This window comes from Bradyrhizobium sp. RT6a (assembly GCF_040547675.1).
Taxonomy (GTDB): Bacteria; Pseudomonadota; Alphaproteobacteria; order Rhizobiales; family Xanthobacteraceae; genus Bradyrhizobium.
On sequence record NZ_JBEPQC010000002.1, the window covers coordinates 550,222 to 574,066 of the forward strand.

A 23,845-nucleotide genomic window follows, 5' to 3' on the forward strand; every position below is an offset into this window, starting at 1 on the left:
GAGATGCGGCCGGAGACGGTCGCCGGCAATGCCAATCCCGCCGAGAATCATAGTTAACAGAGGCCCTTAAGTCCGTAGTTCTGTGGGCTTTTTTCTCAAAATGGGACGACCCGAACGGGTTGCCCCACATCTGCCCGAACTTAATCCGCATTTAACTAAAAGTGGCCTTAATGACGCTCCGACCCTCTGCGAGATGCTGTTCCCGGATCGTGACCAGCGGCGCTTCGAAGGGGGACTGAGTGACACCGTTCTGGACGCAAGGCGAATGAGTACGAGTATCGCTGCGCAAGGCATCGCGGCACGAAGGTCCAAAGGATTCTCGAGCGCTTCTTATCGGAAGCCTTTCCGGAAAATGACCATCCAAAACGTGCTTGGCGCCGCCGTGATCGGCTGCGTCGTGCTTGGCGCCGGCTGGACCATCTACAGCAACATCTTTGCCGCCAGTGTCTATCCGTCCGTCGGCAGCCGCGGCTACGACGAGCCCGTGATCAAGCGCGCGCCCAGGGTCGCGCTGCGCGAGGCCGGTGAGGCCGTCAAGGAAGCCTTTGCGCTCTTGCCCGACCGCTTGCAGGTGGTAGCGCCGATCTCCCGCGAGATGTTCAACGATCGCTTTGCCGCGGCTGCGACCCAAGGCGTGACATCGAATGCGGCGAGCGCCGCACCCGCAACCAGGGTCGCCGAAGCCAAGGACGCGCCGAAGCCGAGCGTGATCGCAAGGGTCGCGGAAGTCCTGAAGCCGGGCCCCGCCAAGGTCGCTGACGCCGCGAAGTCCAAGCGCGGCGCTGACGCGTCGGTGCAGCTTGCCTCGGCAGATCCGGCCGAGATCGTGCCGGCGCCTGAGGCGAAGCCAAAATCGATTGCCGATCGCGCCAAGGCTGCGGTGATGTCGATCACCGGACCGCGGCAGTCGATGGTGGACAAACTCTGGGGCAAGCGCGAGCCGTCCGGCGGGCTGCTCGCCTATGCCTCGGCCGACGCCAGTGTGACCGCGTCCATCGCGCCGAGGGAGCAGAACCCCATGCTCGGCGGTTCGGCACCCTATGAGCGCGACACCGCGGTCTACGACATCTCGGCCAAGACGGTTTACTTGCCCGACGGCACCAAGCTCGAGGCGCATTCCGGCCTCGGCTCCAACCTCGACGACCCCCGCTCCTCGCGCGTCCGCATGCGCGGCGTGACGCCGCCGCACATCTACACGCTGAAGCCGCGCGAGGCGCTGTTTCACGGCGTGCCCGCGCTGCGCCTGACCCCAATTGGCGGCGAGAGCGCGATCTACGGCCGCGACGGCCTGCTCGCGCACACCTTCATGCTGGGGCCGAATGGCGATTCCAACGGCTGCGTGTCGTTTAAGGATTATTACGCGTTCCTCGACGCCTACCGTAACAAAGGCATCCGCAAGCTCGCGGTGCTGGCGCGGGTGGACTAGGCTCAGTCAATTCGAGATCACGCAAAAGGGCCGCTTGCAGCGGCCCTTTTCTGTTCCGCTTTGCGGGGTGCGTTTCAGCCCGGCCAGCACTGTCCGCCGCCGTCGATCCTCAGTACCTGGCCCGAGACGAAGGCGCCCATGGGACCGGCGAAGAACTCGACAACGCGCGCGACCTCGTCGACGGTTGCGATGCGGTCGAGCGTGCCGGTCTCGACCATTCGGTCGGGGTCCACCGCGCGTGTCCCGAGGAAGCGGCCGGTTCGGGTATCTCCGGGCGCGATGCAGTTGACGGCGATGTCGTAGGGACGGAGCTGGTCGGCCAGGCATCGCGTGTAATGGGTCACGCCGGCCTTCGACACCGCATAGATCGAGCCCTGGGTACGCCCCTTGAAAGCCGCGACCGAGCCAAGCGTGACGATGCGGCCGCGTCGGCGCTCCATCATGCCGCGCGCGACCGCCTGGCATGTCAGGATGGTGCTGAGCAGGTTGCGCTCCAGCACCGCGCGCACATCGGCCTCCTTGATGTTCACTGCATCGTTCGGATCGGGCTTGCCGCCGCCGGCCGCGATATCGCCGCCGGCATTATGCACGAGAATGTCGATCGGCCCGAGTGCCGCCTCGCTCTCCGCGATGACGCGCGCGATGTCCTCGCCCTTGGTGAGATCGCCGAGCACGCGCTGGCTGCGAACGCTGAATTCCCGGCCGATCTCAGCCGCGACCGCGGTGAGGGTGGTGCCCTCGCCATACTCGGCCGGCCCGTTCTCGCGCATGCCGTGGATGGCGACGTCAGCGCCGAGCGCGGCAAGCTTCTCTGCAAACGCGCGGCCGAGCCCGCGCCCCGCGCCGGTCACCAGCGCAACTTTGCCTGCCAGAATCTTGGTGGTGTCATGCAATGTCATGATCTTGTTCCTGTTGAGACTATCAGTCTGCTGCGAGATCGAGGCCGATCGCCAACGCCTGCACGAGGCACATCGGTGCGACAAGCGTACGCAGCGCAGGCTCAGGCATATCCTGGATCTCGAACACGACGCTCGCGCCCTCGACGATCGGGCTCAAAAGGCTGTCGGTGATGGAAATCGTGGGTACGCCACGCGCGACGAGTTCAGGAAACAGCCGCGCCGTATCTGGATAGTAGTTTCGGAAGCTGATCGCGACCAGCGCGTCCTCCGTGGTCGCGGCATGCGACTGCTCGTGGATGCTGCCGCCGGTGCCGTCGAGCAGGACGACCCGCCGTCCCAGCTTGCGCAGCACGTAGGCCAGATGAATCGCAACCGGAAACGAGCCGCCGAGGCCGAGCAGATAGATGTCGCGCGCCTTGGCAAGAATTGCAGTTGCGACGTCGAGTTCGCGCGCATGCACGGACTGGCTCAACGTGACCAGCGCCGATTGGGCTTCCGAGACGAAGCGCGACAATACCGCGGCCGGCTGGCGGCCGAGCACTGATTTCTCCTGGCTCTTCATGCGGGCGAGGCGCGCCTTGTAGCTTGGCGCGACGCCGGCAACGAGGCGTGAGCGGAACACCTGCTGCATCTCGGTGAAGCCGCCGAACCCGAGCGCATGCGCGAAGCGAACGATCGCCGACGGCGGCACCCCTGAGCGCTGTGCCACCTCCGCCACGGTGCCGAGTGCGACATCAGTCGGATGATCGAGCACGAACTCCGCGATCTGCTGCAGCCGGCCGGACAACGCCCGATGCCGCTGCGCAATCGCGCCGCGTAGCTCGTCATAACTCATGGCGCCAGCCGTCTTGTTCATCGAGTCGGATCTCCGGATCGGTCGCCTCTTTAACGGCATTTCACAGTTTGGATCAAATATTCTACTTTACATAACAGATGGAATGAATATTCTAATCTCACAAAAAAGCAAAAGACTTCGAAAACGGGAGGACACGATGAGAGGGCGTCAGATCTCACGGCGAAGCGTTCTGAAGGGCAGCTTGATGGCGAGTGTCATCGGCGGGACCGGTAGCTTCTTTGGGCCGTGGCAGCAGAATCATGCGTGGGCGCAAGGCGCAAAACCGATCAAACTCGGCCTGACTTGCGATGCCAGCGGTCAATACGGCAACAGCGGCCAGGATGATTTCCGCGGCATCAAGATGGCAATCGACGAGATCAACGCCAAAGGTGGCGTACTCGGGCGCCAGGTCACTTTCATCACGGCGGACACCGAGACGACGCCAGCCACCGGCAGCCGCGTCGCCGAACGCTTCATCACCCGCGAGGACTGCACCATCCTGATCGGCGCGCTGCATTCGGGCGTCGCCAACGCCATCACGCAGGTCGCCAGCAAATACGGTGTGATCTACATGAACACCAATTCCTCCGCGCCGAGCGAAGCCGGGGAGAACTGCTCACGCGTGAAATTCGTCTGGGACGGCAACGGCACCAATTTTTCCAAGGCGTCCGTCAAGAACGCGGTGGACTCCATCGGCAAGAACTGGATGCTGCTGACCAACGACTATGTCTGGGGTCACACGACGTCTGCCGCGACCAGGACTCAGGTCGAGAGCGCCGGCGGCAAGATCATCGACAATCTGCTGGTGCCGCAGAACACCCGCGACTTCACCGCCTATCTGCTGAAGATCCAGCAGGCCAAGCCCGATGTTGTGGCGACCGCGGTTGGCGGCGACGACATCAAGGCATTGCGCGAGCAGGTGGCGCAGCTCAAGCTCGACGGCAAGCCGGCCTGGATCAACAACCAGCAGGACTGGCCCGACGTGTGGGGCGCGCCCGACAGCCTGTTCGGCGTGTTCGGCACTACCTGGTATCACAAGCTGCCGCTGCCCGGCGTCGCCGAATTCGTCAAGAAGTGGCAGGCCGCCAACAAGGACGGCCCGGTTCCGGTGCCGGGCAACGTCTCCTACAACGGCTACATGTCCACGCGCGAACTGCTCCGTGCGATCGAGCGGGCAGGGTCGACCAACAACGTCAAGATCATCAAGGAGCTCGAGAACCTGAAGGTCTCGGCGACCGATCGCATGCAGCATTTCGACGCCTACATGGATCCGATGACGCACCAGATGCAGCAGACGATCTATCTGGCCCGGCGCAACGCCAAGCCGGCCGACAACACCGATCTGTTCGAGATCATCAGCTGGACGGAGCCGAAATCCGCCGCCGACGATGCGGCCCCCGGCAAGTGCAAGCTCACGCCCTACGAGCAGGTGCCGACCGTCGACTCCTAGAGACGGTGCGTCACATCGCGTACCGAGCGGCGCGCATCTCGCGCGCCGCGCGCCCGGACCATCGGCGTTCCGGGTGACACACGCCAGTTGCGAGAGCCAAAACCTTGTTTGACCTTCTTCCGCATCTCCTCAACGGCCTGACGCTCGGCCTGTTGTTCGCGCTGATCGCACTCGGCTTCATGCTCATCGTCGGGCTGATGGAGCAGATCAACCTCGCGCACGGCTCTCTGTTCGCGCTCGGGGCTTATGTCGCCATGCAGCTCACGGGGCCGCGCCCGCCATTGCCGATGGAGCTTGCGAAAGCGTGGCTCGCGTTGCCGCTCGGCTGGCGCTATGCCGCCACCTTGATCATCGCGCCTGTGATCGTGAGTCTGGTCGGCATGCTGATCGAGCTCTGTATGCGGCGCACTTATGGCAAGGATCCGCTGTACGGGCTGCTCCTGACCTTCGGCGCCGCGATGGTGATCGAGGAGATGATCCGCCTGGTCTGGGGCACGCGCGACTACGTGCTGCAGGTGCCGTCCGCCATCAATGGGGGCTTCCTCTTCGGCGACCTGATCTGGTCGACCTATCGCTTCTACGCGGCGGGCATCGCGGCCGGGATCATCGGTCTGGTCTGGCTATTGATCGAAAAGACCTCGTTCGGCGCGACGGTCAAGGCCGGCGCTCATGACAGCGAGATCGTCCGTGCGCTCGGCATCAACCTGTCACGACTACGGCTGCTGGTGTTCGTGTTCGGCACGATGCTGGCCGCTATCGCGGGCATCATCGTCGCGCCGATCTGGGGCATTCGTCCGCATATGGGGGTCGATGCCGTCATCCCCGCGTTCCTGGTTATCGTGCTCGGCGGCGTCGGCAGCTTTTGGGGCGCGGTCGTCGCGGGTCTTTTGGTCGGATTGTGCGTCGGCATTGCCGGCGCCTACGCGTCCGAATGGTCGCTGTTGTCGATGTACATCTTGCTCGTTGCCGTCGTCACGTTCCGCGCGCGGGGCCTCTGGGGCAAGAAGAGCGTGCTCGAGGCCTAAAGGGAATGATTGTGGGATCAAAATCTTCACCGGACGCCGCGCGCCTCGTGACGCCGACAATGCTGGTGCTCTGGTTCGTGCTTGCAACGGTGCCGCTCTGGATCACGCGGATCGGGCTCTATCCCTATCTCGGGATCGAGATCCTGATCTGGTCGCTCTATGCGCTCGCGTTCAACCTGGTGCTGGGCACCGCCGGACTTCCGTCGTTCGGTCATGGTGCCTATTTCGGCATCGGCGCCTATGCGTTCGGTCTCTGCCAGTTCGAAATCGTTGCCAATCTCTGGATATGTCTGATTGCCGCGGCCGCAGTCGCGGGCCTCGCCGGCGTGCTGGTGGCGCTGTTCATCTCGCACAGACGCGGCATCTATTATGCCTTCATGACGATTGCGTTCGGCCAGATCTTCTGGACGCTGGCGATCAAATCGCACCGGATCACCGGCGGCGAAGACGGCCTACTCAAGATCAAGCGGTTGCCGGCCGATTTCGGGCTTGTGTCTTTCGATCTTACCGACAATATCGCGTTCTACTATTTCGTGCTCGCCGTCTTTGCGATCGGCACCGCCGCATTGTGGCGGCTGGTGAACTCGCCCTATGGCCGCGTGGTCGCTGCGATCAGGCAGAGCGAAGTTCGCGCAAGCCATCTCGGCTATAACGTATGGCTCTACAAGGTAGCGGTCTTTGCGCTCTCGGCTGCCGTCTCCGGCCTTGCCGGCGGATTGTTCGCCATGGCGCAGCTCGCCGCATTCCCCGACGTCATGAGCCTGCATCAATCCGGCTACGTGGTGATGATGACTCTCGTCGGCGGCGGGCTTGTCAGCTTCTGGGGCCCGGTGATCGGCGTGTTTCTCTTCCTCACCGCCCGTGACGTGATCGGCGCGCTGACCAATGCCTGGATGCTCTATTTTGGTCTGCTGTTCATCGCGATCGTGCTGTTCCGCCCCGAAGGCATCGCCGGCGCGATATCGGCTGCCGTGCAGCAGCATTCAATCGGGGCCTTACGGCAGCGCGGTACCTCGGCGATGCGGCTGCTGTTCGGGAGCGGGCGATGAACATGATCGAGGCCGCAGCCGTTCATGTCCGCTTCGGCGATCGCGTCGTGCTGGAAAGCGTCGATCTCGCGGTCGCGGACGGCGAGTTTCACGGTGTGATGGGTCCGAACGGCGCCGGCAAGACCACGTTCTTCAATGTCCTCACCGGCCGGGTGAAACCAAACCGCGGTCGAGTCCTGCTCGCCGGCGAGGATGTCACAGGCCTTAGCCCGCACCGCATCGCCACCAAGGGCATCGCCCGCTCGTTTCAGATCATGACACTGTTCGACGAATTTTCCGCGCGTGACAACGTCATGATGGGCCTGCCGGAGTTTCGAGCCCGCGGCCACGATGTCGCCCGCGCCGCGGCGGGCGATAGTCGGTTTGCGGCGAAGTCCTCCGAAGCGCTGGCGGCAGTCGGGCTTGCCGACAAGGGCGACATCCGCGCCAAGGACCTGTCCTATGGCGATCGGCGGGCGCTGGAGATCGCGGTCGCCTTGGCGCAGGCGCCCCGCGTGCTGTGCCTGGACGAGCCGACCTCCGGCCTCGGCTCCGATGGGGTGCAGCGGCTCGCAACCCTGATCGCTCGTCTGAAGGGGCGGCTGACTATCGTCGCCATTGAGCACGATATGGAGTTCCTGTTCTCGTTGGCTGACCGTATCTCGGTCATCCATTGGGGCCAGGTGGTGGCGCGCGGGACGCCACACGAACTGCAGCAGAACGAATGGGTTCGGCGCTCCAATCTCGGAAAGTTCGCATGATCCTCGAAGTGGACGCGGTCGATACCTTCTACGGCGAGACCCAGGCGCTGTTCGGCGCATCGCTCGCCATCGAGCACGCCAAGGTATTTGCGCTGCTCGGCCCCAACGGCGCCGGCAAGACGACCATGCTCCGCTCGATTCTCGGCCTGACGCGTCCGCGCCGCGGCTCCGTTTGCTTCGACGGTCACGACGTCACGCGCAATCCCACCCACGAGATTGCGCGCGCCGGCATCGGCTGGGTGCCCGACGACCGCCGGCTATGCCCGACATTGACGGTCGCGCGCAACCTGTCGATCGCGCAAAAGCGCACGCGCTTTCGCCGCTGGAGCGTCAAGGAGGCCGCCGCGATCTTTTCACCGCTCGAATATCTCATGGAGCGCGACTGCGAAAATCTGTCGGGTGGTGAAATGCAGATGGTGGCGATCGCCCGCGCGCTGGTCGGCTCGCCGGGACTGGTGCTGTTCGACGAGCCGAGCCAGGGGCTGGCGCCGAAAATCGTCGGCGACGTGCTCGCGACTATCTTGCGCATGAAGGACGAGGGCATTGCCTCGCTGGTCGTGGAGCAGAACGCCGAGATCGCGCTGTCGGTCGCAGACCATGCCGCGGTGATCGATCGCGGCCGGATCGTTTGGACCGGGGAGGCCGCGGCCTTGCGCGATGATCGCGGGCTTCGTCAGCGCTTGCTGGGAGTACAATAAATGGCCGCACCGCTGCTCGTTCTCGACGACGTTCGGAAGGTCTATACGCGGGGCCGCCTGATCCGCCGACCGACATTCTCGCTACAGGCAAGCCTGTCGCTGGAGGAGCCTGAAATCGTCGGTGTCGTCGGCCCGAATGGGGCCGGCAAGACCACCTTGTTCGAAATGATGACGGGCTCGAACGCGCCGACCTCGGGGCGCGTGCTGGTTGCGGGCACCGATATCCATGGCGTCAAATATCGCGAGCGCGACCGGCTCGCAATCCATTATCACCAGTCGTATCAGGTCAGGCGCTTCCGTAAGCGCATTCCGTCCGCCTTCCTGGCGCCGTCGCCGACCCGGACGCCGTTGGTTCATCTGTTCGATGAACCGCAGTTCAATCTGCAGGATGGCTATATCGGCTTTATGCTCGATTTCTTCCGCAAGCTGCGCGACGAGGGCCGGCTGGTCATTCTCTGCATGCATCCGACGGCGGCCTGGCACCTCGACATCCTCGCCGAGATCGCCGGGCGATTCCTGTTCGTGGCCGGCGGTGGGGTGACACCCGTGGCGAATTTCGGCGCTCTCGTCGCAGATCCGCGCTGTCGCTCTTATCTCGGGCCGGAAATGACAAAGGCGGCGGATGCGATTTGTCACGGCGCCGTTCACAGATCGACCTAAAGGGAGAATCCGTTGGCCTATTCGAACACCCAGCTTTTCATTGGCGGCAAATGGCGACCGGCCCATTCGGGCAAGGTGATCGAGGTGCGCAATCCCGCGACCGAAGAGGTGATCGGAACCGTCGCCCATGCCGGGCGGTCCGACCTCGACGAGGCGCTGGCCGCAGCCAGCGCCGGCTTCAAGATCTGGCGAAACGTTGCCCCCTTCGAGCGCTGCCGCATCATGCGCAAAGCCGCCGCGATCATGCGCGAGCGCAATGACGAGATCGCGCCGCTGCTCACGATGGAGCAGGGTAAGACTCTTGGCGAGGCCAAAATGGAGGCGATGGCCGCCGCCGATGTGATCGAGTGGTTTGCGGAAGAAGCCAAGCGCGCCTATGGCCGGCTGATCCCTGCGCGCGGCCCCGGCATCTACCAGCTCGCGATGAAGGAGCCGGTCGGCCCCGTCGCGGCGTTCACGCCCTGGAATTTTCCGATCAATCAGGTCGTGCGCAAGCTCTCCGCCGCTCTCGGCGCCGGCTGCTCGATCATCGTCAAGGCCCCGGAGGAGACGCCGGCCTCGCCCGCACAGCTGATCCGCGCGTTTGCGGACGCTGGCGTGCCGGACGGCGTCATAAACCTGGTCTACGGTGTGCCTGCCGAGATCTCCGAATATCTCATTCCGCATCCGGTGATCCGCAAGATCTCGTTCACGGGCTCGACCCATGTCGGCAAGCAGCTCAATGCGCTCGCGGGCCTGCACATGAAGCGCGCCACCATGGAGCTCGGCGGTCATGCGCCGGCGATCGTTTTCAAGGACGCCGACGTCGCGTCGGCCGCGAAAATTCTGGCGGCAGCAAAATATCGCAATGCCGGGCAGGTTTGCATCTCGCCGACGCGGATGCTGGTGCAGGATGACGTGTTCCGTGAATTCGTCGACACCTTTGTCGACAGCGCCAAGACATTCAAGGTCGGCAACGGGCTCGACCCCGAATCCAAAATGGGCTCGCTCGCCAATCCGCGCCGCGTCACCGCCATCGAAGGCATGGTGCAGGATGCCGTCGGCAAGGGTGCAAAACTCGAGACCGGCGGCAAACGCGTTGGCAACAAGGGCTATTTCTTCGAGCCGACCGTGGTGAGCGACGTGCCGAAAGATGCGCGCGCCATGAACGAGGAGCCGTTCGGCCCGCTGGCGCTGATTTCGCGCTTCTCATCCTTCGACGAGGTGGTCGAGGAGGCCAACCGGCTGCCTTTTGGGCTGGCGTCCTATGCCTTCACCAGCTCGGCGAAGACCGCGGCCGCGATCGGTTCGGCGGTCGAAGCCGGCATGATGTCGATCAACAGTTTTGGTCTCGCGCTGCCCGAAGTGCCGTTCGGCGGCATCAAGGATTCCGGCTGCGGCTCGGAAGGCGGTACCGAGGCGATGGAGGGCTATTTCAACACAAAGTTCATCAGCCAGACCGGCGTGTGAACGCTGGACGATGCGCGGCTAGCGTTTGACGAAGACCAGATTGCAGGCACGCGCCTCGTTGCGCTTGCCGCTGCCGCGGGTGCGATCGAACTGCGCATCGACCGTAAAGGCGTAGGGCGAGCCGGGCGCGAGGTTGTTGAGGGTGTAGGTGCTCGCCCCCGTCGTTCCGCGCGCGCTCAAAGTCGTCTTGCCGTCCGCGGGGATCTGGCCATCGATCTCCAGGCGGTTGACGGCGCCCTGGCCCTGGGCGTCAGCGTGAAACACGCCGTTCGCGACCGTGGCAGACAGGGCCCTGGTGAAGCCCTGCGCCTTGCCGGTAGGCGGGCAGTTTAACGTCACGTCCCAATTGCCGTCGAAATCCTTGGTGCTACGGGGATTGCCGGTTGCAGGCGCGAGCGCCACCTTCTGCTTCAGGCTCTCAATCCGTGCCTTGGCAAGCGTAGCGAAGATGCAATTCGGAAATCTCGTGAGATGGTCCTCGTAGGCGCCAAGCGTGCCGATGCCGTCCGCGGCCTTCCAGTGCGCTTCTGCTGCCGCGCAAGGGTCAGCCCGGGGTGCGGCTTGCGGCGCCGCCGGCGCCACCGTGATCGACACCGGCCCGTTCAGATAGAACTTGCCGATGATCGATAGCGACAGCTCCGGGAGCTGGGTCTTGCCGCTGGAATCGTAGACGTCGCTGCTGATGTCGCGAAAGACCTCGCCGATCTCCTGCGGCTCCTCGATGTGCTTCAGGAACGCCGTCGTGTAGGGGCTGTTGCGACCGCTGCCATCGGCCGCGGTCTGCCCGGACTGGGTTGAGAACGAAACGATCGTGCCGCGCGGTGCTTCGACTTTCGACAAGCCACGCCCGATCGAGGCGGCGCGAGTCGCAGAGCGCTTCAGCATGTCGGCCAGTGGATTGTCGCGACAGGAATCGAGGATGAGGATGCGCAGGTTCTTGGCCTGCTGCAGATCGTTCACGATGTCGTCGACCCGCACGAAGCGCTTCAGGTCGGCTTCGTCGCTCAGCACGGCATCGACAGGCATCAGATAGTTCACGCCGTTGTACTGCATCGCATGGCCGCTGTAGTAGAACATCGCGACGTCGGCCTTGCTCGCGGCGCGCGCGAAGCGGATGGTGAGGTCCTGCATGTCGGCCTGGCGCAGGTCGATGCCCTGGAGCACCTCGAAGCCGCTGCGCTTGAGCGAGGCGGCGACGTCTTCGGCATCGTGCGACGGATTGGGAAGCTTCGCCGTACTGGCATAGGCGCCATTGCCGATCACCAGCGCGACGCGGGTTTCCGCCGATGCAGGTGCAAGGAAAAGCCAGCAGGCCAGGAGGGTGAGGCAAAGTCCGGCCGGGCAAAATCTGGAAAGAGCACGCATGAATGCCTTCCAAGGAAATGTCGAAAAATATCCTTCCAGATTAGCGCATGCCGCGCCGACATCAATGCCTTGCCAGAGAAAACGCTCGGATTTCGCGGCCGTGACATCCTGTCACGCCGGGCTCGCCGCCATCATCTTGCGCACAGCCATTTCGGTCGCAATCGCGTCCCGCACGGCCGGTCGCGCCTGCATGCGCGCGAGGTACGCCGACAACGATGGCCATTGCGCGATGTCGACGCCCGCCGGCCGGAGCAGCAGCAAAGCCCAGGTGAGGTGGGCATCCGCGACGGTGAAGCTGTTGCCGACGAGGAATTCGCGGCCCGCCAGATGCGTCGCAGGCATCGATAATGTCTGCGCTATCCTTGCACGCGGCTTGGCGAGCGAGGCGTCGTCCTTGTACCAGAAGGTTGGAAACAGGAATGCCTTGTGGATCTCGGCCCCGATGAAGCTCAGCCATTCCTGGAGACGGTAGCGGTCGGGATCTCCGAACGCGGGTGCAAGGCCCGCCTGCGGCTTCAGATCGGCGATGTATTGCAGCACCGCCGCGCTTTCGGTCAGCCGTTCGCCATTCTCCAGCATGAGGACCGGCACGGCGCCCTTCGGCGAAACGCCGAGGAAATCGCTGCCGTCGTCGACGACCTGCTTGGTCTGGAGATGGACCGGATGATAGCGGGCCTCGATGCCCGCTTCCATCAGCGCGATGCGGCTCGCAAGCGAGCAGGCCATCGGGGAGAAATAGAGTTGCAGCATCGCCCACGCTCCTTCAGGTCAATATCTCGGTTTGCGCGATGATCGCAAACCGGTCCGACAATTCGGCCAGGGCGACCTCGTGGATGATCCTTGCGGAGAGCGCTCCGTCGCGGCCATCGGGAAGATCTCGTGTGGCGCAGGCATCGGCCGCGATCGTCGTGCGCAGGCCGAGGTCGAGCGCGGCGCGGGCGGTCGAGCTGACGCACATATGGGTCATGAAGCCGGCCAGCACGATGTTGGTGCGTCCGGTTGCGGCCAGTCGGACCTGCAGGTCGGTGCCGGCAAAAGCGTTCGGCAGCGCCTTTTCGATCACGGCTTCACTGGCGAGCGGCGCCACGTTCCTGACGATCGCGCCGCGCGCGGCCTCACGGTCGAACAGGCTGCCCGCACGTCCCTTGTGCGCGATATGGAAGATCGCAGCGCCGCTCGCCCTCGCGCGGGCGAGCAGGCGCGCGGCGGCGGCGATCGCGGGCTCCGCATCCGGCAAGGCGAGCGGGCCGGCGCAATATTCGTTCTGGATGTCGATCAGCACGAGGCAGGAATCGGCGAGCCTGGGCGGATTGAGATCGGCGCCGGACAATTCAAGCAGGGTTTTTGGAGCGGTCATGCGGGTCGGGCCTTCCTAAGAAATATCGGACGGCGTGACACTAGCGCGGCCGGGGCCTGCCAATGTGCAGGACTATTGCAGCATACGGCTGCAAATTTGCAGGAGACCTGCTAGGCTCATCGCCATGAACTGGGACGATCTGCGCATCATCGCCGCGGTCAGGGACGAGGGCACCTATGCCGGCGCCAGCGCACGGCTGCGCATCGACGAGACCACCGTCGGCCGCAGGCTTGCACGGATCCAGCGCAATCTCGGCGTGCCGCTGTTCAATGCGGTGGACGGCCAGCGCCGGCCGACGCGCCATTGCGAGGCGGTGCTGGCGCATGTCGAGGCGATGGCCGCACATGCCGCCGAGATCGGTCGCGTCGGCGAGAGTCTGGCTGGCCCGGTGGGACGCCTGCGTATCGCCTCCACCAACACGGTCGCCGAGGAGGTCCTGTCGCCGCGCGCGAGCGACTTCCTGCGCGCCAATCCGGGCCTGACGCTGCAATTCCTCACCTCGAGCGAGAACGTCAAGTTCTCGCGCTGGGAAGCCGATCTCGCTATCCGGCTGCGCAAGCCCGACAAGGGCGACTTCGCGATCTCCAGACTCGGTGACGTCAAGCTCTATTATTTCGAGCCTGTTACGACCGAGGGCGAGCCGATGCTGTGCGCCTATCCCGACGAGCTCGGTGCCATTCCCGAGATGCAATTCCTGCGCACGAAGAAAGCCCGCGCGCGCTGCGTCACCGACAACGTTCGCGTCATCCGTAACCTGATCCGCGCACATCAGGCCGCCGGCGTGTTGCCGGAGCACGTCTGCGCAGACTTGCTCGGCGATCGCCCCCTGCGCGCCACACTGCTGCCTGGGCGCCGCGACGTCTGGCTGCTGGTGCAGAACCATCTCAAGCGCGATCCGGCGACGCGGCTCACCATCGAATGGATCCGCCGCTGCTTCAGCGATCTCGCGCGCGGCTGATTGCGACCCGTGAACGCGATCCGCGAGCGGCGCGACCAAGCTATGGGATTGCGCGCGCGCGAGGGTTGCGTAATCTCGCAACGGCTACGGGCTTGATCAGGGCAGGCGCATGACCACTCTCCAGGAAACCATCCACCCGCAGCCCAAGGTGCGGGAATGGAAGGCGATCGTCATCCTGATCCTCCTGATCCCGGTGCTGTGGTCGCCGCCGTTCCTGTTTCGCTTCTTCCTGTTCCAGCCGTTCAACATCCCGTCCGGCTCGATGACGCCGACGCTGGTGGTCGGCGACTACGTCTTTGCCGCAAAATATGCCTATGGCTATGGCCGCTATTCGTTTCCTTTCGCGCCGTCATGGATCTCTGGGCGTTTCCGGGCCACCGAGCCCGCGTATGGCGACATCGTCGTGTTCCGGACGCCAAAGGACACCTCAGTCGACTATGTCAAGCGCGTGGTCGGGCTGCCCGGTGATCGCATCCAGATGCGGCAGGGCCAGCTCATCCTCAACGACCGCCCGGTGACACGCGTTGCCCTGAAGGCGGTGGTTGCCGGCTCCACCTGCGGCGTGGATGACGGTGCGAAGGCCAAGCGCTGGCGCGAGACGCTGCCGAACGGCGCGTCCTACGTCACGCAGGACTGCGTCGACAACGGCTACTACGACAACACCGACGTCTATACCGTACCGCCGGGCCATTTCTTCGTGCTCGGGGACAATCGCGACAACTCGAGCGACAGCCGCGTGATGTCGTCGATCGGATTCGTGCCGATGGACAATCTGGTCGGCAAGGTGACGCGGATATTCTGGTCGCTCGACCAACACGGCGAGCCGCATCTGGAGCGGCTGGGGAAGGTGTGGTGAGGCCCGCCCGCCATCCCGGGGGCATTGCGCGGCGCCTGCATGACATGAGTTCGTATCCTGGATGGAGCGCAGCGTAATCCAGGAGAACTGCCTGCGCCGGACACCGTGCCCCGGATTGCGCGGCGCTCCATCCGGGCTAAGGGCTGTGATCATGGGGCGCGCGAAGCGATCCTGCAAAAACAAAAACCCCGGCATCGCTGCCGGGGTTTCGCATTTTGTCGTTTGCCGGAATGGCTGGACTTAGAAGTCCATGCCGCCCATGCCGCCGCCCGGGGGCATCGCCGGACCGGCGCCGCCCTTCTTGGGCAACTCGGCGACCATGGCTTCCGTGGTGATCAGGAGCGCCGCAACCGAGGCTGCGTTCTGGATCGCGGTACGGACCACCTTGGTCGGGTCGATGATGCCCTTCTTGACGAGATCGACATATTCGCCGGTCTGGGAGTCGAAGCCGTAGGCGTACGACTTGTTCTCGAGGACCTTGCCGACGATCACGGAGCCGTCTTCACCGGCGTTGATCGCGATCTGGCGAGCGGGCGCGGAGAGCGCCTTGCGCACGATCTCGACGCCGGTCTTCTGGTCGTCGTTCTTGGTGCGCAGGCCCTTGAGCTGCTCGGAGGCACGGAGCAGGGCGACGCCGCCGCCCGGAACGATACCTTCCTCGACCGCAGCGCGGGTCGCATGCATCGCGTCATCAACGCGATCCTTGCGCTCCTTCACCTCGACCTCGGTCGCGCCGCCGACGCGGATCACCGCGACGCCGCCCGCGAGCTTGGCAAGACGCTCCTGGAGCTTCTCACGGTCGTAGTCCGAGGTGGTCTCCTCGATCTGCGCCTTGATCTGCGCCACGCGCGCTTCGATGTCGGCCTTCTTGCCGGCGCCGTTGACGATCGTGGTGTTCTCCTTGTCGATCATCACCTTCTTGGCGCGACCGAGCATGTTGAGCGTGACGTTCTCGAGCTTGATGCCGAGATCTTCCGAGATCGCTTGGCCGCCGGTCAGGATCGCGATGTCCTGCAGCATGGCCTTGCGGCGATCGCCGAAGCCCGGAGCCTTGACGGCCGCGACCTTGAGGCCGCCACGCAGACGGTTCACGACCAGGGTCGCAAGCGCTTCGCCTTCGACGTCCTCGGCGACGATCACCAGCGGCTTGCCGGTCTGCACCACGGCCTCGAGCAGCGGGAGCAGCTCGTTCAGCGAGGAGAGCTTCTTCTCGTTGATGAGGATGTAGGCGTCGTCCATCTCAACGCGCATCTTGTCGGCGTTGGTGACGAAGTAGGGCGAGATGTAGCCGCGGTCGAACTGCATGCCCTCGACGACGTCGAGCTCGGTCTCGAGCGACTTGGCTTCCTCGACGGTGATGACACCCTCGTTGCCGACCTTCTTCATGGCGTCGGCGAGGAACTTGCCGATCTCCGCGTCACCGTTGGCCGAGATGGTCCCGACCTGGGCGATCTCGTCGTTCGAGGTGACCTTCTTGGAGTTCTTGACGAGGTCCGCAACGACGGCTTCGACCGCGAGGTCGATACCGCGCTTCAGGTCCATCGGATTCATGCCGGCGGCAACCGACTTGGCGCCTTCGCGCACGATCGCCTGGGCCAGCACGGTGGCGGTGGTGGTGCCGTCGCCGGCCGCGTCAGCGGACTTCGAAGCGACTTCGCGCACCATCTGCGCGCCCATGTTCTCGAACTTGTCCTCGAGCTCGATCTCCTTGGCGACGGTGACGCCGTCCTTGGTGATGCGGGGAGCGCCGAACGACTTGTCGAGCACGACGTTGCGGCCCTTCGGACCGAGCGTGACCTTCACCGCGTTGGCGAGAATGTCGACGCCGCGAAGCATCTTGTCGCGCGCATCGACGGAGAATTTGACTTCTTTAGCTGCCATCTGGATTTTTTCCTTAGGTGTTTAACTGGATAAGAGAGGGGCTCTTAGGCCGCCTTCTTCTTGGAAGCGGGGACGTCGAGGACGCCCATGATGTCGCTTTCCTTCATGATCAGCAGGTCGACGTTGTCGATCTTGACCTCGGTGCCGGACCACTTGCCGAACAGCACGCGGTCGCCGACCTTCAGGTCGATCGGGATCAGCTTGCCAGCTTCGTCGCGGCCACCCGGGCCGACGGCGACGATCTCGCCCTGCGAGGGCTTTTCCTTCGCCGTGTCGGGAATGATGATGCCGCCAGCGGTCTTCTCTTCTGCGTCGATGCGCTTGACCACGACGCGGTCGTGAAGCGGACGGAAATTCATGCAGTTCTCCTAAGCTTTTGCACGAGTTGGGAATTTTGGATTGTTAGCAGTCTGTGCCGGCGAGTGCTAGCACAGGCACAGCTGAGATAAGGCAGGATTTTGGCGGGAGCAAGGGCTTGTAGCAGAAAAATAGCACTCGGAAGCGCTGCCTGCCAAAATCTCTTTCCATCGTTAATCGCGCTCGGCGCCCGTACTAGCAGGGAGCCGCATCTGCTGCTAACGCATTGAATTTCAACAGCTTGTTAAACTTTTGGGCTTGAGATGGATTGTCAGTTTGCGTCACATTTCACTCATGTGAGCGCATCTCCACCGGGTGGCTCGTAGGGCGCGTACCGGAAAGCCACCCCTTGAATATGCGCTCCTGCAAAGGAGGTTGGCATGGTCTCGCGAGTTGGGGTTGTTTCCGACGACTTCCGGAAACAGGTGCTGGGTTACGGGCTGACGACGGCCGAAATTCTCTACCGGATGCCGGATCATCGCTCGCTGCTCCAGACCTATGTCTGGCAGAACTACGACATGTTTCCGAAATTTCCAGCGCTGACGGATTTCCTGGCGTTCTGGCAGAAGAAGCTCGACGGTCCGCTATTCTCGGTCACGGTCGCGCATTCCAAGCTGATCAAGCCGGCCGAGCTGCGCGCGGTGGACGGCGTATTCCGGTTGCATTGAAGGCGAGCGCGGTGCTGTACGGCGGGTTAGCCTCAGCGAAGCCCACCGTGCTTCAACGGTTGCGGAAAGAACTGGTGGGTTACGTGAGCGCTAACCCACCCCAGGATCTCGCATTCTGTGCTAGCCTCTCCCCATAACAACAGGGGAGACCGCCCATGACCAAGAAAGCAAAATCGCGTAGCGCATCGCAGGCGGCGGTGAAGAAGCGAAGCGGGGCCAAACCCGCCGCACGATCCTCGGCGCGCAAGGCGGTGAAGGCGAAAGCCCGCACGACAACGGCAAAGTCATCCGTCAAGAAACCGGCGCGGCCCAAGCAGCGCATTGCGATCAGCCACCACCGCGAGGAAGACTTTAAGGCCGACGGCCTCCGTACCTACGCGAAGTATCGCGATCTCGGCATCGCCGCCGCGAGCCACGGCCTCGCGCAGGCGCACGTGATCCGGCTGCAAGGCCCTTGCAATCCGGACGAGGTGTCGAAGCTGCACTTCCACGACGTCGAATTCCAGATGGTCTACGTGCTCAAGGGCTGGGTGAAGACCTATATGGACGGAGAGGGCGAGACGCTGATGAAGGAAGGCAGCGCCTGGACCCAGCCGCCGAAGATCAAGCACATGATCCTGGACTATTCGGACGACGTCGAGCTGCTTGAGGTGATCCTGCCGGCGGAGTTCAGGACGGTGGAGTTGAAGGCGTAGGCGAGGCGGAGATCAGCCGCGGTCGTTGCAATAGCGTTTCCACATCGCGCGATAGGCATCGTCCACCGCTTGCGCGTATGAGACGGGGTTGCCGGCGGCGGCAGCCCTGATCTGCCCGGGCAGTTCGCCGCGCAACTTATCGAGCTCGCCGATCTGCAACCCACGGCTCGCTGCGATTTCGACATAGGCCTCGTCGCTCTCCGCGACCCACTCCGGCAGGCCCAGCGCGGTGAGGATGGAACCGGCAGCACGGCTTGGCAGGCTGTGACCGAGCTTCGCCACCACCGGCACGCCCATCTGCAAGGCTTCCCACGTGCTGACGCCGCCATTCTGCGGGAATGGATCGAGGCCAATATCGACGCGATTGAACGCTGCCAGATGTTCGTCTCGTGACGTGGCTCCGAGCAGATCGACGCGTTCGGCCGGCAGCCGGCAAGCGGCAAACCGCGCCAGCAGATTGTCGCGGACCAGCTGAGCGTCCAGCGCAGTATCCTTGATCAGCAGTCGCGAACCCGGCACCCGCTCGAGAATCCTGGACCAGACTTCCACCGCCTCGTTCGAAATCTTGCTGATGCGGTTGAAAACACCGAATGTGATGAAGCCGTTCGCAATCGCCGGCGTCGGCGCCCGAGCAATCCCGGCCGGCAGCGGCGCCAACGTCACGAAGCACGGCAGGTCTACGATGGTCTCCGCAAACAGGTGCCGAACCGCGACAGGTATCGCGACCGGGTCCGAGAATAGATAATCGATCGTTGGCAACCCGGTGCCGGTACCGTGGCCCCAGCCATGCGCCTGGACAGGTGCCGGCTTGCGCGCAAACACACCGAGGCGGTTTCCGCTGGTATGGCCGGACAGATCGATCAGGATATCGACGCCATCGGCGCGGATCTGAGCGGCAAGGCGATCGTCGGACCATTGCGAGGCGTCGCGCCAGCGATCGGCGATCCCCTGAAATTCGCGAGTCGTCGCATCCGTTTTCGCTGAACAAGCATAGCACACGATCTCGAACTGTGCCCGATCATGGTGCTGTAGGACCGGCTTGAAAATGAACGCCGCTGAATGTGTGTGAAAATCCGACGAGACATAACCCAGCACCAGACGGCGATTTGGATCGCGGCTGTTCTCATGCGGTGCCGCCGCTGCCGAAGCGATCTTCGCACCAATCTGCTCCCACCATACATGTCGCGCTTGCTGATGCTGCGCAACGCTGGCGTCCGCCACAAAATCGAGGGTGAATATCTTGCTCGAGATCGTGCTCTGATCAGGCTCGATGTCGATAGCTCTGTCGAAACTGGCGAGGGCTTCGTCGACCCGGCCAAGTGCCGCGAGACATTGGCCGAGCAGGCTGTGAGCCTGAGCGAAGCCGGGATCGGTCGCGAGAGCCTTCTCGCAATCGGACAGTGCTTCGGCAACTTGCCGGGTCAGGAGCAAGATACTGGCCCGCCACAGCCACCCATTCGCGTCGCCGGGTGCAAGCGCGATTGCTCGATTGCAATCCGCCATGGCTTCATCAAATCGCTGAAGTTCTCGCAAAGCAACGGCGCGGGTCGACAACGCCGAGGCATAGTCAGGCTTGACCGATAGCGCGCGGTTTAAGCTTGCGATCGCCTCGTCATAGGCGCGCAGACGGCAGAGCGCCCAACCCCGGCCGTTATGGGCTTCGGAAAGTCTTCCGTCGATTGAGAGCGCCTTGTCGTAGCTCTCGAGCGCTTCCTGGTAAAGTTCGAGGGCCGCGCTCGCGTTCCCGAGATTGGATAGCGCTAAGGCGTAATTGGGTCGCAAGGCCAGGGCCTTCCGATAGCTCTCGCGGGCATCGTTGTGACGTTTTAGCCCGTTGAGCGCGACGCCCAAACTCATATGAGCTTCGGCAGATCGCGGATCCACGGCAACCGCTCGGCTCAGCAGAACTTGAGCTTGCTGATAGTTTTTGGCTTCGGACTCCAAAGCGCCGAGCAGATGCAGCGCGATGAATTGGTTGGGCGCGAGATCCAGGAGTTCGCGATAGGCCGTCTTGGCCTCGGGGAGAAGTCCCGCCTTGTGCAGCTGGAGGGCGCGCGCGAGCAACGGCGTCACCTCGGCTTTTTGCCGCTTCTGAAGCCGGGCATTTTGAAATGCCCGCTGGCCTGCGCTGTTGCTCATGAATCAATCCCACCCGAATCTCCCGACGAGATTAACATGGAAGGATTGTCACGATTGCGCTGCGCTCCATCGGAGCTGCGAGGGCGCCAGCCTCACACAAGCTTCACGAAGCCCGATCGCGTTGATTTCCTCGCGGCGGATCGGCCCACTACCGCTCGAGATAGCCCAATTCCGCGCTCATGACCTTGCGAGCATATTCGCTGAAGGCATCGATCAACCGGGCGCGCGCGGCATAAGGTGGATAGAGCAGTGCGATCGTAACGGGGACAGCCGGGTTGAAGGGGCGCGTGATCAGAGCCGCGCCAGAGCTTTCGTCATGCGCGGCAATCGGGTTGATGATGCTAATGCCGAGGCCCGCCGCGACCAGGGCACAGACCGATGCGCCCAGATCGGTCTCCGCAACGATGCGGCGCGTGACGCCTGCCTGCGCGAAGATCGTATCGATGCGATCGTAGAGTGGACTCCCCGTGGCGAAGGAGATGAAGGGCTCGTTGGCGAAATCGCCAGGGCGCAGCGTCTTCTTCTGCGCAAGACGATGTGCCTTCGGCATGATCGCGACGCAACGCGTCTTGAGCACCGGCTCGACGTGCACCCCCGCAACCTCGCCGTAGAGCATCGCCAATCCGGTGTCGCAAAGCCCGGAACTGACCCAGTCGTGCACGGCGCTCGCCGTGCCGGATCGGATCGAGATCATCACATGCGGATAGTCCACCTTGAAGCGTGCCGCGATGCGCGTCAGCAGCCCGCCGGCCAGGCGCGGCATCGCCGCAACGCTTAACCGACCCATACCGAACGAGCGGATGCTGGCTGCGCTGGCCTCCAGTCCCGCCAAGCCGATGAAAGTCTTCTCGACCTCCTGGAAAAAGCGCGATCCGTCCACCGTCGAGCGGAGCCGGCCGCCACTGCGGTCGAACAGCGGGAATTGTGTGATCGCTTCCAGCTGTCCGATCAGGCGGCTGATCTGGGGTTGCGAGGTATGCATGCGCTGAGCCGCCTGCGTCATCGATCCCGTCACGAAGACCGCCCGAAAAGCCTCCACATGCTTCAGGCCCATGCGTCTGGTGGCCATATCAAATCCGTATAGGAGAGTATGAAACTGGAATTTCATCAGATCGAGCTTTTGGACGATAGTCCAGAGCATGAAGCTGTTCGCACGGAGCTGTCCTGTGGGTGCTCACCCACCGTGGACGGACATTCGCGACAAGAGGGGACATATGAAAGCGACAATGATCAAGGCACTGGCCGCGGCGACTGTCGCTGGTGTTCTTCTTTCCAGCGAGGCCATGGCGCAGGGTGCGAGCCGGCTGGACAAGATCCGTGAGAGCGGCTCGATCACGTTGGGGTACCCCGAGACCTCGGTGCCCTTCGCCTATCTCGACGGTAACCAGAAGCCGATCGGTTACACCGTGGAAATCTGTGAACAGGTGGTGCAGGCGATCAAGACGGCCCTCAAGCTCCCCAAGCTCGAGATTCGCTATAACCCCATAACCTCGGCGACACGTATTCAGCTGCTCGCCAACGGGACGATCGATCTCGAATGCGGCAACACGACCAATAATGTCGAGCGGCACAAACTCGTTGCCTTTGCTCCCACCACCTTCGTTGCGCAGGTTGTTCTCGTCGCGCGCAAGGATGGCGAGGTCGATGTCAACGACCCGGCTTCGTTTCGTGGCAAGGCTATCGCCGCCCAGGCCGGCGGCCAGACTTTCAAGGTGATTACGCTGATCAATGCCAAGGACAATCTCGGCATCACGGTGGTGCCGGCCAAGGACACCGCCGAGACCTTCTTGTTGGTGTCGACGGGCCGGGTGGCCGGCACTGCCAACGATGACGGTCTCGCCTTTGCCACGGTCGCCTCGTCCAGAACGCCGGATGAATTCCTGATCGGTAGCAAGAGTCTTGAGACGGCGCCCTATGGTATCGTCGAACCGAAGGATGATCCTGCTTTCAAGAAGATGGTCGACGATGCCGTGATCGACCTGATGAAGAGCGGGCAGATTGCGGCGCTCTACGACAAATATTTCAATTCACCGATCCCGCCGCATGGCCTCAACCTGAAATTTCCGATGAGCGCCGCCCTCAAGCGGGCGTTGGCCAACCCGACCGATTCCGGCGAACCGGCAGTCTACGAATGATGCGACAAGCGCTCTAGAGATCTCGCAATGGCACATCAACACGACACGAAGCCGGCGGGCGCCGGGTTGCCACCCATCGACCTGCGCAGCGATACCGTCACCAAGCCGACCGAGGCGATGTATGCCCGCATGGCCTCTGCACCGCTCGGCGATGACGGGCTGGACGGTGACCCCACGGTGCAGGAACTGGAGGCCGTCGCAGCTGCGGCGTTGGGCAAGGACGCCGGCCTGTTTGTGCCGAGTTGCACCATGGCCAATCTGCTGGCGACGCTGGCGCAGTCGCAGCGCAGCGAACAGATCGTGCTGGAATCGAATGCCCACATGTACACCTCGGAACGCGGGGCGGCGACGTTTACCGGGCAGTTCTACCTCGCAATTGCCGGCACCGCCGGCGCAATGGACCTGAATTTACTGGAGGACGCCTTGCAAGGCGAAGGGCTCAAGCTCGGGACCGCTCTTGTCGCGATGGAAACCTCGCACAACAACGCGAGCGGCGCCGTATTGCCGCTGGATCATATGCACGCCGTGCACGCCATGGCCTCGGCCCGCGGTGTCCCGGTGCATCTCGATGGCGCCCGCCTGTTCAACGCCGCCGTCGCGCTTGAAACGGCGCCGGCCGAGGTTGCGAGACATTGCGACACGGTTTCTCTGTGTCTGTCGAAGGGCCTGAGCGCACCCGCCGGTGCCGTGCTCGCCGGGCCGCGCGCGGTGATCGACAGCAGCCGCAGGTTTCGCCGCATGCTGGGAGGCACGCAGCGCCAGATCGGCATCCTGGCTGCGGCCGGCCTGGAGGCGGTTCAGGTCATGGGGACGCATCTGGCGGAGGATCACCGGCGTGCGCGAGCCCTGAGTGATGCGTTGAACGGGATGCATCCAAAGATCAGCGCGACAATCCCGCAGACGAATATCGTGCAGGTTGATGTCTCTCTCTCCGGGCGCGACAGCGCCGTGTGGTCGGGGGCTCTCGAAGAGGCGGGCCTGAGGGCGAGGCCTTGGGGCAAGCATCGCTTGCGTTGTGTGACCCATCGCCATATCGATGATGCGGATATTGATCGCGCGGTCATGGCATTTCGCACCGTGGCTGGAGTTTTGGCTTAGCGCATCCGACGATGTGAATCGCGTCTCCTGTAGCCCGGATGGAGCGCAGCGAAATCCAGGGCCGCTGCTTGCGAGGATAGACTTTCCCGGATTGCGCTGCGCTCC

The 23,845-nt window shown here is 63.4% G+C and carries 23 protein-coding genes; 14 read left to right on the forward strand and 9 right to left on the reverse strand.

Features of this window, described 5'->3' with window-relative positions:
• The first annotated feature begins 352 nt into the window (after positions 1-352).
• On the forward strand, positions 353-1,426 hold the full coding sequence (locus ABIC03_RS12395) for a DUF2778 domain-containing protein (protein ID WP_354058383.1): 1,074 nt from the start codon (positions 353-355) through the stop codon (positions 1,424-1,426).
• 74 nt (positions 1,427-1,500) lie between these two features.
• Here ABIC03_RS12395 and ABIC03_RS12400 read toward each other — a convergent pair whose 3' ends face one another.
• On the reverse strand, positions 1,501-2,325 hold the full coding sequence (locus ABIC03_RS12400) for an SDR family NAD(P)-dependent oxidoreductase (protein ID WP_354058385.1): 825 nt from the start codon (positions 2,323-2,325) through the stop codon (positions 1,501-1,503).
• 22 nt (positions 2,326-2,347) lie between these two features.
• Positions 2,348-3,181 carry a MurR/RpiR family transcriptional regulator gene (locus tag ABIC03_RS12405; protein WP_354058387.1) on the reverse strand — a complete coding sequence of 278 codons (834 nt, stop codon included), beginning with the start codon at positions 3,179-3,181 and terminating at the stop codon, positions 2,348-2,350.
• A gap of 136 nt (positions 3,182-3,317) precedes the next feature.
• On the opposite strand from ABIC03_RS12405, the gene ABIC03_RS12410 reads away from it, so the two are divergent.
• From ABIC03_RS12410 to ABIC03_RS12440, 7 genes are all read left to right on the forward strand, one after another.
• Positions 3,318-4,610 (forward strand): ABC transporter substrate-binding protein, encoded by a 1,293-nt coding sequence (locus ABIC03_RS12410; RefSeq protein ID WP_354058389.1) that lies wholly within the window; start codon positions 3,318-3,320, stop codon positions 4,608-4,610.
• A 104-nt stretch (positions 4,611-4,714) separates the two neighbouring features.
• The gene (locus ABIC03_RS12415; RefSeq protein WP_354058391.1) at positions 4,715-5,635 is read left to right on the forward strand and encodes a branched-chain amino acid ABC transporter permease; all 921 of its coding nucleotides are present in this window, start codon (positions 4,715-4,717) and stop codon (positions 5,633-5,635) included.
• 5 nt (positions 5,636-5,640) lie between these two features.
• The gene (locus ABIC03_RS12420) at positions 5,641-6,684 is read left to right on the forward strand and encodes a branched-chain amino acid ABC transporter permease (protein ID WP_354058393.1); all 1,044 of its coding nucleotides are present in this window, start codon (positions 5,641-5,643) and stop codon (positions 6,682-6,684) included.
• Complete coding sequence (locus ABIC03_RS12425) at positions 6,681-7,424, forward strand: ABC transporter ATP-binding protein (RefSeq protein ID WP_354058395.1); 744 nt, start codon at positions 6,681-6,683, stop codon at positions 7,422-7,424. Before ABIC03_RS12420 ends, ABIC03_RS12425 begins: the two co-directional genes overlap by 4 nt.
• Positions 7,421-8,122 carry an ABC transporter ATP-binding protein gene (locus ABIC03_RS12430; RefSeq protein WP_354058398.1) on the forward strand — a complete coding sequence of 234 codons (702 nt, stop codon included), beginning with the start codon at positions 7,421-7,423 and terminating at the stop codon, positions 8,120-8,122. The genes ABIC03_RS12425 and ABIC03_RS12430 overlap by 4 nt, the downstream gene beginning before the upstream one ends.
• A complete protein-coding gene (locus ABIC03_RS12435) occupies positions 8,123-8,782 on the forward strand; it encodes an ATP-binding cassette domain-containing protein (RefSeq protein ID WP_354058400.1) in 660 nt (219 codons plus the stop codon). It abuts the gene before it with no gap.
• Positions 8,783-8,794: 12 nt separating this feature from the next.
• Entirely contained in the window at positions 8,795-10,231 is a 1,437-nt protein-coding gene (locus tag ABIC03_RS12440; protein WP_354058401.1) for an NAD-dependent succinate-semialdehyde dehydrogenase, read from the forward strand.
• An 18-nt stretch (positions 10,232-10,249) separates the two neighbouring features.
• On the opposite strand, the gene ABIC03_RS12445 is transcribed toward ABIC03_RS12440, so the two are convergent.
• The 3 genes from ABIC03_RS12445 to ABIC03_RS12455 form a co-directional block, all read right to left on the reverse strand.
• On the reverse strand, positions 10,250-11,596 hold the full coding sequence (locus tag ABIC03_RS12445; RefSeq protein WP_354058403.1) for a caspase family protein: 1,347 nt from the start codon (positions 11,594-11,596) through the stop codon (positions 10,250-10,252).
• 111 nt (positions 11,597-11,707) lie between these two features.
• Entirely contained in the window at positions 11,708-12,346 is a 639-nt protein-coding gene (locus ABIC03_RS12450; protein ID WP_354058405.1) for a glutathione binding-like protein, read from the reverse strand.
• Between the two features lie 13 nt (positions 12,347-12,359).
• Positions 12,360-12,953 (reverse strand): cysteine hydrolase family protein, encoded by a 594-nt coding sequence (locus tag ABIC03_RS12455; RefSeq protein WP_354058407.1) that lies wholly within the window; start codon positions 12,951-12,953, stop codon positions 12,360-12,362.
• Positions 12,954-13,077: 124 nt separating this feature from the next.
• Between ABIC03_RS12455 and ABIC03_RS12460 the strand changes: the two genes are divergently transcribed.
• Both ABIC03_RS12460 and lepB read left to right on the forward strand, forming a co-directional pair.
• Entirely contained in the window at positions 13,078-13,911 is an 834-nt protein-coding gene (locus ABIC03_RS12460; RefSeq protein WP_354058409.1) for a LysR family transcriptional regulator, read from the forward strand.
• Between the two features lie 109 nt (positions 13,912-14,020).
• On the forward strand, positions 14,021-14,767 hold the full coding sequence (gene lepB / locus ABIC03_RS12465) for a signal peptidase I (RefSeq protein ID WP_354058411.1): 747 nt from the start codon (positions 14,021-14,023) through the stop codon (positions 14,765-14,767).
• Positions 14,768-15,007: 240 nt separating this feature from the next.
• Here lepB and groL read toward each other — a convergent pair whose 3' ends face one another.
• Positions 15,008-16,648: a chaperonin GroEL gene (gene groL, locus ABIC03_RS12470; protein ID WP_007602475.1), complete on the reverse strand. Its 1,641-nt coding sequence runs from the start codon at positions 16,646-16,648 to the stop codon at positions 15,008-15,010.
• Positions 16,649-16,692: 44 nt separating this feature from the next.
• Positions 16,693-17,007 carry a co-chaperone GroES gene (locus tag ABIC03_RS12475; protein ID WP_007611913.1) on the reverse strand — a complete coding sequence of 105 codons (315 nt, stop codon included), beginning with the start codon at positions 17,005-17,007 and terminating at the stop codon, positions 16,693-16,695.
• Positions 17,008-17,385: 378 nt separating this feature from the next.
• Between ABIC03_RS12475 and ABIC03_RS12480 the strand changes: the two genes are divergently transcribed.
• Together ABIC03_RS12480 and ABIC03_RS12485 are read left to right on the forward strand one after the other, a co-directional pair.
• Positions 17,386-17,673, forward strand: a complete 288-nt coding sequence (locus ABIC03_RS12480; protein WP_007602477.1) for an usg protein — start codon at positions 17,386-17,388, stop codon at positions 17,671-17,673.
• 155 nt (positions 17,674-17,828) lie between these two features.
• A complete protein-coding gene (locus ABIC03_RS12485) occupies positions 17,829-18,368 on the forward strand; it encodes a cupin domain-containing protein (RefSeq protein WP_354058413.1) in 540 nt (179 codons plus the stop codon).
• A 12-nt stretch (positions 18,369-18,380) separates the two neighbouring features.
• On the opposite strand, the gene ABIC03_RS12490 is transcribed toward ABIC03_RS12485, so the two are convergent.
• Both ABIC03_RS12490 and ABIC03_RS12495 read right to left on the reverse strand, forming a co-directional pair.
• On the reverse strand, positions 18,381-20,507 hold the full coding sequence (locus tag ABIC03_RS12490; RefSeq protein WP_354058415.1) for an O-linked N-acetylglucosamine transferase, SPINDLY family protein: 2,127 nt from the start codon (positions 20,505-20,507) through the stop codon (positions 18,381-18,383).
• A 148-nt stretch (positions 20,508-20,655) separates the two neighbouring features.
• Complete coding sequence (locus tag ABIC03_RS12495) at positions 20,656-21,576, reverse strand: LysR substrate-binding domain-containing protein (protein WP_354058417.1); 921 nt, start codon at positions 21,574-21,576, stop codon at positions 20,656-20,658.
• A 70-nt stretch (positions 21,577-21,646) separates the two neighbouring features.
• Here ABIC03_RS12495 and ABIC03_RS12500 point away from each other — a divergent pair, with 70 nt between their 5' ends.
• Together ABIC03_RS12500 and ABIC03_RS12505 are read left to right on the forward strand one after the other, a co-directional pair.
• Positions 21,647-22,642, forward strand: coding sequence for an amino acid ABC transporter substrate-binding protein (locus ABIC03_RS12500; RefSeq protein WP_354058419.1), 996 nt, complete (start codon positions 21,647-21,649; stop codon positions 22,640-22,642).
• A gap of 27 nt (positions 22,643-22,669) precedes the next feature.
• Entirely contained in the window at positions 22,670-23,740 is a 1,071-nt protein-coding gene (locus ABIC03_RS12505) for a threonine aldolase family protein (protein WP_354058421.1), read from the forward strand.
• Positions 23,741-23,845: the final 105 nt, after the last annotated feature.

Bases quoted from the DNA above. Each gene is read 5' to 3' on its own strand.
- ABIC03_RS12495 (WP_354058417.1), bottom strand. From the start codon at position 21,576: ATGGCCACCAGACGCATGGGCCTGAAGCATGTGGAGGCTTTTCGGGCG.
- ABIC03_RS12455 (WP_354058407.1), bottom strand. From the start codon at position 12,953: ATGACCGCTCCAAAAACCCTGCTTGAATTGTCCGGCGCCGATCTCAAT.
- ABIC03_RS12405 (WP_354058387.1), bottom strand. From the start codon at position 3,181: ATGAACAAGACGGCTGGCGCCATGAGTTATGACGAGCTACGCGGCGCG.
- ABIC03_RS12425 (WP_354058395.1), top strand. From the start codon at position 6,681: ATGAACATGATCGAGGCCGCAGCCGTTCATGTCCGCTTCGGCGATCGC.
- groL (WP_007602475.1), bottom strand. From the start codon at position 16,648: ATGGCAGCTAAAGAAGTCAAATTCTCCGTCGATGCGCGCGACAAGATG.
- ABIC03_RS12435 (WP_354058400.1), top strand. From the start codon at position 8,123: ATGGCCGCACCGCTGCTCGTTCTCGACGACGTTCGGAAGGTCTATACG.
- ABIC03_RS12430 (WP_354058398.1), top strand. From the start codon at position 7,421: ATGATCCTCGAAGTGGACGCGGTCGATACCTTCTACGGCGAGACCCAG.
- ABIC03_RS12490 (WP_354058415.1), bottom strand. From the start codon at position 20,507: ATGAGCAACAGCGCAGGCCAGCGGGCATTTCAAAATGCCCGGCTTCAG.
- ABIC03_RS12480 (WP_007602477.1), top strand. From the start codon at position 17,386: ATGGTCTCGCGAGTTGGGGTTGTTTCCGACGACTTCCGGAAACAGGTG.
- ABIC03_RS12450 (WP_354058405.1), bottom strand. From the start codon at position 12,346: ATGCTGCAACTCTATTTCTCCCCGATGGCCTGCTCGCTTGCGAGCCGC.
- ABIC03_RS12445 (WP_354058403.1), bottom strand. From the start codon at position 11,596: ATGCGTGCTCTTTCCAGATTTTGCCCGGCCGGACTTTGCCTCACCCTC.
- ABIC03_RS12500 (WP_354058419.1), top strand. From the start codon at position 21,647: ATGAAGCTGTTCGCACGGAGCTGTCCTGTGGGTGCTCACCCACCGTGG.
- ABIC03_RS12400 (WP_354058385.1), bottom strand. From the start codon at position 2,325: ATGACATTGCATGACACCACCAAGATTCTGGCAGGCAAAGTTGCGCTG.
- ABIC03_RS12475 (WP_007611913.1), bottom strand. From the start codon at position 17,007: ATGAATTTCCGTCCGCTTCACGACCGCGTCGTGGTCAAGCGCATCGAC.
- ABIC03_RS12420 (WP_354058393.1), top strand. From the start codon at position 5,641: ATGATTGTGGGATCAAAATCTTCACCGGACGCCGCGCGCCTCGTGACG.
- ABIC03_RS12410 (WP_354058389.1), top strand. From the start codon at position 3,318: ATGAGAGGGCGTCAGATCTCACGGCGAAGCGTTCTGAAGGGCAGCTTG.
- ABIC03_RS12395 (WP_354058383.1), top strand. From the start codon at position 353: ATGACCATCCAAAACGTGCTTGGCGCCGCCGTGATCGGCTGCGTCGTG.
- ABIC03_RS12505 (WP_354058421.1), top strand. From the start codon at position 22,670: ATGGCACATCAACACGACACGAAGCCGGCGGGCGCCGGGTTGCCACCC.
- ABIC03_RS12485 (WP_354058413.1), top strand. From the start codon at position 17,829: ATGACCAAGAAAGCAAAATCGCGTAGCGCATCGCAGGCGGCGGTGAAG.
- lepB (WP_354058411.1), top strand. From the start codon at position 14,021: ATGACCACTCTCCAGGAAACCATCCACCCGCAGCCCAAGGTGCGGGAA.
- ABIC03_RS12460 (WP_354058409.1), top strand. From the start codon at position 13,078: ATGAACTGGGACGATCTGCGCATCATCGCCGCGGTCAGGGACGAGGGC.